At 71.5% G+C, this 8,406-nt stretch carries 6 protein-coding genes; 5 read left to right on the top strand and 1 reads right to left on the bottom strand.

All coding sequences use genetic code 11. From position 1 onward, the window contains the following. Positions 1-156 precede the first annotated feature (156 nt). Positions 157-3,702, top strand: coding sequence for a DNA polymerase III subunit alpha (gene dnaE, locus ACFWP3_RS35645; RefSeq protein WP_384229577.1), 3,546 nt, complete (start codon positions 157-159; stop codon positions 3,700-3,702). A gap of 74 nt (positions 3,703-3,776) precedes the next feature. On the opposite strand, the gene ACFWP3_RS35650 is transcribed toward dnaE, so the two are convergent. Next, positions 3,777-3,941, bottom strand: coding sequence for a hypothetical protein (locus ACFWP3_RS35650; RefSeq protein ID WP_384229578.1), 165 nt, complete (start codon positions 3,939-3,941; stop codon positions 3,777-3,779). 223 nt (positions 3,942-4,164) lie between these two features. Here ACFWP3_RS35650 and ACFWP3_RS35655 point away from each other — a divergent pair, with 223 nt between their 5' ends. The 4 genes from ACFWP3_RS35655 (at position 4,165) to ACFWP3_RS35670 (ending at position 8,140) form a co-directional block, all read left to right on the top strand. Continuing rightward, positions 4,165-5,475: an NYN domain-containing protein gene (locus tag ACFWP3_RS35655; RefSeq protein WP_384229581.1), complete on the top strand. Its 1,311-nt coding sequence runs from the start codon at positions 4,165-4,167 to the stop codon at positions 5,473-5,475. A 28-nt stretch (positions 5,476-5,503) separates the two neighbouring features. Then, entirely contained in the window at positions 5,504-6,541 is a 1,038-nt protein-coding gene (locus tag ACFWP3_RS35660) for an ABC transporter ATP-binding protein (RefSeq protein ID WP_384229584.1), read from the top strand. A gap of 80 nt (positions 6,542-6,621) precedes the next feature. Beyond that, complete coding sequence (locus ACFWP3_RS35665; protein ID WP_384229591.1) at positions 6,622-7,419, top strand: ABC transporter permease; 798 nt, start codon at positions 6,622-6,624, stop codon at positions 7,417-7,419. Positions 7,420-7,522: 103 nt separating this feature from the next. Next, positions 7,523-8,140 (top strand): hypothetical protein, encoded by a 618-nt coding sequence (locus tag ACFWP3_RS35670; protein ID WP_384229586.1) that lies wholly within the window; start codon positions 7,523-7,525, stop codon positions 8,138-8,140. The last annotated feature ends 266 nt before the right edge of the window (positions 8,141-8,406 follow it).

Raw genomic sequence — 8,406 nt, forward strand, 5'->3', positions numbered from 1 at the left:
TTGCAACGCACGAAGGTACCCGGCAGTGCCCCGGATGTGTCAGTCCGGAGACGTAGGATTCGTAGCTGCCGCCACTCTCTCCCGCCCACCCGTCACCCGGCCACCGCCCCTCATCGAAGCGCTACGCGCCACAGTGATCTTCAGGAGACCCCCACCGTGACCAAGCCGCCGTTCACGCACCTGCACGTCCACACCCAGTACTCGCTGCTGGACGGTGCCGCGCGGCTGAAGGACATGTTCAACGCGTGCAACGAGATGGGCATGACGCACATCGCCATGTCCGACCACGGCAACCTGCACGGCGCGTATGACTTCTTCCACAGCGCGAAGAAGGCCGGGGTCACCCCGATCATCGGCATCGAGGCGTACGTCGCCCCGGAGTCCCGGCGCAACAAGCGGCGCATCCAGTGGGGCCAGCCGCACCAGAAGCGCGACGACGTCTCCGGTTCCGGCGGCTACACCCACAAGACGATCTGGGCGGCGGACGCCACCGGCCTGCACAACCTCTTCCGGCTGTCCTCCGACGCGTACGCCGAGGGCTGGCTCACGAAGTGGCCGCGCATGGACAAGGAGACCATCAGCCAGTGGTCCGAGGGGCTGATCGCCTCCACCGGCTGCCCCTCCGGCGAGGTCCAGACCCGGCTGCGCCTCGGCCAGTTCGACGAGGCCCTCAAGGCCGCCTCCGAATATCAGGACATCTTCGGCAAGGGCCGCTACTTCCTGGAGCTGATGGACCACGGCATCGAGATCGAGCGCCGGGTCCGCGACGGGCTGCTGGAGATCGGCAAGAAGCTCGGCATCCCGCCGCTGGTCACGAACGACTCGCACTACACCTACGCGCACGAGGCCGGCGCCCACGACGCCCTGCTGTGCATCCAGACCGGCAAGAACCTCTCGGACCCGGACCGCTTCCGCTTCGACGGCACCGGCTACTACCTGAAGTCCACGGACGAGATGTACGCCATCGACTCCTCGGACGCCTGGCAGGAGGGCTGCGCCAACACCCTCCTCGTCGCGGAGCAGATCGACACGACCGGCATGTTCGAGGCCAAGAACCTCATGCCGAAGTTCGAGATCCCCGAAGAGGGCTACACCGAGATCACCTGGTTCAAGGAGGAAGTGCGGCGCGGCATGAACCGCCGCTACCCCGGAGGCGTCCCCGAGGACCGCCAGAAGCAGGCCGACTACGAGCTCGACGTCATCATCCAGATGGGGTTCCCGGGCTACTTCCTCGTCGTCGCCGACTTCATCATGTGGGCGAAGAACAACGGCATCGCGGTGGGCCCCGGCCGAGGCTCCGCCGCCGGTTCGATCGTCGCGTACGCCATGGGCATCACCGACCTCGACCCGATCGAGCACGGCCTGATCTTCGAGCGGTTCCTGAACCCCGAGCGCGTCTCCATGCCCGACGTCGACATCGACTTCGACGAGCGCAGGCGCGTCGAGGTGATCCGGTACGTGACCGAGAAGTACGGCGAGGACAAGGTCGCCATGATCGGCACGTACGGAAAGATCAAGGCGAAGAACGCCATCAAGGACTCCGCGCGCGTCCTGGGCTACCCGTACGCCATGGGCGACCGCCTCACCAAGGCGATGCCCGCCGACGTCCTCGGCAAGGGCATCGACCTCAACGGCATCACCGACCCCTCGCACCCGCGCTACAGCGAGGCGGGCGAGATCCGGTCGATGTACGAGAACGAGCCCGACGTGAAGAAGGTCATCGACACCGCCCGGGGTGTGGAGGGCCTGGTCCGCCAGATGGGTGTGCACGCGGCCGGCGTGATCATGTCCAGCGAGCCCATCGTCGACCACGCCCCGGTCTGGGTGCGGCACACCGACGGCGTCACCATCACACAGTGGGACTACCCGCAGTGCGAGTCGCTCGGCCTGATCAAGATGGACTTCCTGGGCCTGCGGAACCTGACCATCATGGACGACGCCGTCAAGATGGTGAAGGCCAACAAGGGCATCGACCTCGACCTGCTCGCCCTCCCGCTGGACGACCCCAAGACGTACGAGCTGCTCTGCCGCGGTGACACCCTCGGCGTGTTCCAGTTCGACGGCGGGCCGATGCGCTCGCTGCTGCGCCTGATGAAGCCCGACAACTTCGAGGACATCTCCGCCGTCTCGGCCCTGTACCGGCCGGGCCCGATGGGCATGAACTCGCACACCAACTACGCCCTGCGCAAGAACAAGCAGCAGGAGATCACTCCGATCCACCCGGAGCTGGAGGAGCCCCTCAGGGAGGTCCTCGACATCACCTACGGCCTGATCGTGTACCAGGAGCAGGTGCAGAAGGCCGCCCAGATCGTCGCCGGGTACTCGCTCGGCGAGGCCGACATCCTGCGCCGCGTGATGGGCAAGAAGAAGCCCGAGGAACTGGCGAAGAACTTCGTCATCTTCCAGGAGGGCGCGAAGAAGAACGGCTTCAGCGACAAGGCCATCCAGGCGCTGTGGGACGTGCTGGTCCCCTTCGCCGGCTACGCCTTCAACAAGGCGCACTCCTCCGCGTACGGCCTGGTCACCTACTGGACCGCCTACCTCAAGGCGAACTACCCGGCCGAGTACATGGCGGGCCTGCTCACCTCGGTCAAGGACGACAAGGACAAGTCCGCCGTCTACCTGAACGAGTGCCGGCGCATGGGCATCAAGGTGCTCCCGCCGAACGTGAACGAGTCGGAGTCGAACTTCGCCGCCCAGGGCGACGACGTGATCCTCTTCGGCCTCACCGCGGTGCGCAACGTCGGCCAGAACGTCGTCGAGTCGATCATCAAGACCAGGAAGGCCAAGGGCAAGTTCTCCTCCTTCCCCGACTTCCTGGACAAGGTCGAGGCCGTGGTCTGCAACAAGCGGACCGTCGAGTCGCTGATCAAGGCCGGCGCCTACGACGAGATGGGCCACACCCGCAAGGGCCTGGTCGCCCACCACGAGTCGATGATCGACAACGTGGTCGCGGTGAAGCGCAAGGAGGCCGAGGGACAGTTCGACCTCTTCGGCGGAATGGGCGACGAGGGCGCGGGCGACGAGCCCGGCTTCGGCCTCGACGTCGAGTTCTCCGACGTCGAGTGGGAGAAGTCCTACCTGCTCGCCCAGGAGCGCGAGATGCTCGGCCTCTACGTCTCCGACCACCCGCTCTTCGGCCTGGAGCACGTGCTCTCCGACAAGACCGACGCCGGCATCTCCCAGCTCACCGGCGGCGAGCACGGCGACGGCGCGGTCGTCACCATCGGCGGCATCATCTCGGGCCTCCAGCGCAAGATGACCAAGCAGGGCAACGCCTGGGCCATCGCCACCGTCGAGGACCTCGCCGGCTCCATCGAATGCATGTTCTTCCCGGCGACCTACCAGCTCGTCTCCACCCAGCTGGTCGAGGACACCGTCGTCTTCGTCAAGGGCCGCCTCGACAAGCGCGAGGACGTGCCCCGCCTGGTCGCCATGGAGATGATGGTCCCCGACCTCACCTCGGCCGGCACCAACGCCCCGGTGGTCCTCACCATCCCCACCGTCAAGGTCACCCCGCCGATGGTGACCCGGCTCGGCGAGATCCTGCGCCACCACAAGGGCAACACCGAGGTGCGGATCAAGCTCCAGGGGCCGCGCACCACCACCGTGCTGCGCCTGGACAAGCACCGGGTCCAGCCCGACCCCGCCCTCTTCGGCGACCTCAAGGTCCTGCTCGGCCCGTCCTGCCTGGCCGGATAGCGCCGCCCGGCCACACGTGAAGGGCCTGCCCGGCACCGCCGGGCAGGCCCTTCACGTCATCCGAAGCGGCCGCGTCAGTTGTGGCCGAACTTCTTCGACTTGCTCTTGTGCGCCAGATCCATCGGACTCGGCGCCTGCGAGGCGGACTCGGGCGAGGATTCCGTCGAGCTCCTCGACGGGTCCTGCGAGGACGAGCGCGCCTGCTGCTTGGGCTGCTTCTGCTGCTTGTTCTTGGCCATGGTGGAGCCTCCGTGATGGGGTCTAGGGGCCAGGACCGCCTTCACACTCACACAACGCCAGAAACCGCGCATTTTGGATCATTACCGCGCGTAGTCGCGACCCTCCCCCCGCCCCCTTGTGAGATCCGCCACGCCGATGATCGAGTTCCGGCCGTCAACACCCTTGAGGTCGGGCAGACTCGGGGCACCCGACGAAACGCACAGAGGACCCCCAGGGAAGAGGGTGGAACGCGTGGACCGCTGCGTCGTCCTGGTGGACGCCGGCTATCTGCTGGGCGCCGCCGCGAGCCTCCTCGCAGGGGAGCCCTCCCGCTCCCGCATCACCGTCGACCACGCCGCCCTCATCCAGGGCCTGCGCGAGCGCGCCGAGGCCGACACCGAACAGCCCCTGCTGCGCATCTACTGGTTCGACGGAGCACCCGACCGGGTGCCCCAGCCCGAGCACCGGCGGCTGCGCGTCATGCCCCGCGTCACCGTCCGCCTGGGCGCCCTGACCCGCAGTGACGGCCGCTGGGCGCAGAAGGGCGTCGACGCCGCCATGCACGCCGAGCTCACCGAGCTGGCCCGCAACCGCGCCTGCTCCGACGTGGTCCTGGTGACCGGCGACGGAGACCTGCTGCCCGGCCTGATGTCCGCCAAGGAGCACGGGGTCGCCGTCCACCTGTGGGCCGTCCAGGCCGCCGACGGGGACTACAACCAGTCCGAGGACCTCGTCGCCGAAGCCGACGAACGCCGCGTCCTGGACCGCGCCTGGATCACCCGCGCCGTCCGCGCCAAGGACCTCACCGGCCTGTGCTCCCCGCCGCCCGCCCCGCGCCCCGACATCGCCGCCATCCTCTCCGCCCCGCTGCCCGAGGCCGCGCTCGCCGAGGCTGCCCGCAACAGCTCCGCCACCACCGGGGACGACGACGGCGACGGCCTCCCGGTCCCCGCGCCCGCCACCGGCGGAGCCAGGGCCGTCCCCACGCCCAAGGACCTCGCCGGCTCCCTGCGCGCCCCCGGGCAGCAGGCCCCGCCGCCGAACGGGCAGCACGGCGGGCACGCCCCGGCCGGCAGCGCCCTGCGCTGGTCCTCCGACAAGGGCTGGATCGACCGCGCCGGACCCCTCGGCGAACCCGCCGAGACCGCCTCCCTGCCCACCCTCGCCCAGCTCACCAGCGCCGAGCAGCGCTGGGCCGACCGGGAGGAGGACATCACTACCGTCGGCGGCGACCCCTTCGAGGTAGGGCAGGTGTTCGCCCGGCGCTGGATGGAGCGCCTCCCGGAGACCGTGCACCTGCAGAAGCTGGCCACCATGTACCCGCGCATCCCGCACCGGATCGACGGGGAGCTGCTGCGCTACGCCGCCCGGTTCGGCCTGCTCGCGCACAAGGACGACCAGATCGACGAGCACGACCGCTACGCCATCCGGGCCGGGTTCTGGCGGGAGATCGACGTCCGGGCCGCCGCCGAACACGTGGCCGCCGTACCCGCCGCGGCCCCGGGAACCACGCCCCTGAACCCGACCGCCCCGGTGACCCCGGGGGCCGAGTAGGGGCCGGGGCCGCGTAGGCTGCTCCCTCGTGAGCACGGGCACAGCACAAGAGCAGAACGGCACAGCGGCGGCCGCGGGAGCCGGCCCCGACGTCGTCTGCGCGGTGCGTGACCTGGTCAAGACCTATCCCGCCGTACGCGGCCGGCGCGGGGCCCCGGCCCTGCCCGAGACCCGTGCCAGCGACGGCGTCTGCCTCGAGGTCCGGCGCGGCGAGATCTTCGGCCTGCTCGGCCCCAACGGCGCCGGCAAGTCCACCCTGGTCCGCCAGCTCACCGGCCTGATGCGCCCCGACTCCGGCAGCGTGACCCTGCTCGGCCACGACCTCGTACGCCACCCCGAACGGGCCTCGCGGCTGCTCGCCTACCTGGGCCAGGAGTCGACCGCGCTGGACGAGCTCACCGTGTCGCTGGCCGCCGAGACCACCGGGCGGCTGCGCGGGCTCGACGTACGGGCGGCCAGGGCCGCGCGGGACGACGTACTGGAGGAGCTCGGGCTGACCGGGATCGCCGGGCGCCCCCTGAAGAAGCTCTCCGGCGGCCAGCGGCGCCTCGCCTGCTTCGCTGCCGCGCTGGTGGGCGAGCGGCCGGTGCTCGTCCTCGACGAACCCACCACCGGCATGGACCCCGTCGCCCGGCGCGCCGTGTGGTCGGCCGTGGACCGGCGGCGCGAGCGGCACGGGGCCACCGTCGTCCTCGTCACCCACAACGTCATCGAGGCCGAGACCGTCCTCGACCGGGTCGCCGTCATCGACCAGGGCAAGGTCATCGCCTGCGACACCCCGGCCGGCCTGAAGGCCATGGTCTCGGGCGAGGTCCGCCTGGAACTGGTGTGGCGCGAGACGGCCCCGCTGGACGTGCCCGAGGTCGCGGCGCTGCGCGCGCTCGCCGCCGAGTCCGGACGGCGCTGGGTGCTGCGGCTGCCGGCCGACGAGGCACGGGCAGCGGTGGCCGCCGTCACCGGAGGGCCGGCCTTCGCCGCCCTCGACGACTTCACACTGGCCACGCCGAGCCTGGAGGACGTGTACCTGGCACTCGGCGGGAAGACGAAGGGGCTGGTGAAGTCGTGAGCGACCGTACGGCGAGCACTGTCGCGCCGATCGCCGCCGCCGTGGCGGGGCGGAGCGCCGCCGAGCCGGGCGCCGCCGCCGTGCCGGCGGCCGCGGAGCAGGCCGGGGTCGGACAGCCGGCCGCCGCGCCGCTGGCTCCGAGGGCGGGGTTCTTCCCGGCGCTGGCCGCCGTGTACCGGGCGCAGCTGTCCCGGGCGCGGGTGGCGCGGATCCCGCTGCTGTTCGTGGCCACCTTCCAGTCCGTCGGCATCATGATCCTGATGCGGGGGGTGGTGGACGGGGGCTCGGAGGCCCGGGCCGTCGTGGCCGGCTCCTCCGTCCTCGTCGTCGCCTTCGTCGCGCTGAACCTGCTCGCGCAGTACTTCGGGCAGCTGCGGGCGAGCGGCGGGCTCGACCACTACGCCACGCTGCCGGTGCCGCCCGCCTCGGTGGTGCTGGGCGCTGCCGCCGCGTACGCCTCCTTCACCCTGCCGGGGACCCTGGTCACCGCCGTGTTCGGGTGCGTGCTGTTCGGGCTGCCGATGAGCGGGCTGTGGATCCTGGCCGCGGTGGTGCCGCTGGCCGGGGCGGCACTGGCCGGGCTCGGCGCGGCGCTGGGGCTGCTGGCGCCGCGGCAGGAGCTGGCCACGCTGGCCGGGCAGCTCGGCATGTCGGCCGCGCTGCTGCTGGGGGTGCTGCCGCCCGAGCGGATGCCGGAGGTGATCGTGTGGGCGCGGGACCTGCTGCCGTCCACGTACGGCGTGGAGGCCTTCGCGCAGACCTTCGCCCCGGATCCGGACTGGGCGGTCGTCGCCGTCGACCTCGGCGTGTGCGGGGCGGTGGGCGTGCTGTCGCTGGCCGTCGCCACGTGGGCGTACCGGCGGGCGTCGGTCCGCTGACGCCGGGGCCGGTGGCCGCGCCCGTGGCTGCGCCCGTGGCCGTGCCGTTGGCCGCGCCGGTGCCGGGCGGTCCGTCTCGTTCGGGACCTGGCACGATGTGGGGGTGACCGAAGCCGTGACCCCGCCGTCTCCTTACGACCCGCCGTCGCTCCCGCCCGAGCAGCCGGCCGCCGCCGCGGCCGTCACCCCCGGGGACATCCGGGACGGGGCCGCCGTCGCCCTGGCCGTCGGGGTGGCGGGACTGCTCCTCGGACTGCTGTGGGTGTGGCTGGCGCCGCGCGTGCAGTACGTCTCCAACGGGGAGGCGGTGTTCCTGCGCAACACCGAGAGCGAGGCGCGGATCGGCGCCGACGGCGCGTTCTTCCTGCTGTCGGCGGGGCTGGGCGTGCTGAGCGCGGTCGGCACCTTCCTGTGGCGCCGGGCCGGCGGTGTGCCGCTGGTGATCGGGCTCGCCGTGGGATCGCTCTTCGCCGCGCTGGTGGGGTGGCGGTTCGGGCTGTGGCTGGGGCCGTCTGGGGATCTGGCCGCCGCTGCTGCCGAGGCGGGCAAGGGGGTGCCGTTCGATGCGCCGCTGCAGTTGCTGGCGCACGGGGCGCTGCTGGTCTGGCCGATGGCCGCCGTGCTGGTCCACCTGGCCCTCACCGCCCTGTGGTCCCCCCGGGATCCGGACCCGGGCCCCCCGCCGGGCTGGACGGGCTATTACCACCCCCCACAGCCCTAACCCGCGCCGTAGCCTAGGCAGCCGCCAAAGCCCGGGGCTCGGCCCCGCGCCTCAATCGCCGGCGAGGCTTGAGGTTGCCCCCGCCGTCGCCTGGCCTGCCGCCAAAGATCGGGGCTCCGCCCCGGACCCCGCGCCTCAAACGCCGGCGGGGCTGGTTCGGCCCTCGCCCCGTTGCCTGGGTGGGCGCCAAAGATCGGGGCTCCGCCCCGGACCCCGCGCCTCAAACGCCGGCGGGGCTGGTTCGGCCCCACGTGTAGGCGTACGGG

It is taken from the genome of Streptomyces sp. NPDC058525 (assembly GCF_042719495.1).
In the GTDB taxonomy this organism is placed as follows: domain Bacteria; phylum Actinomycetota; class Actinomycetes; order Streptomycetales; family Streptomycetaceae; genus Streptomyces.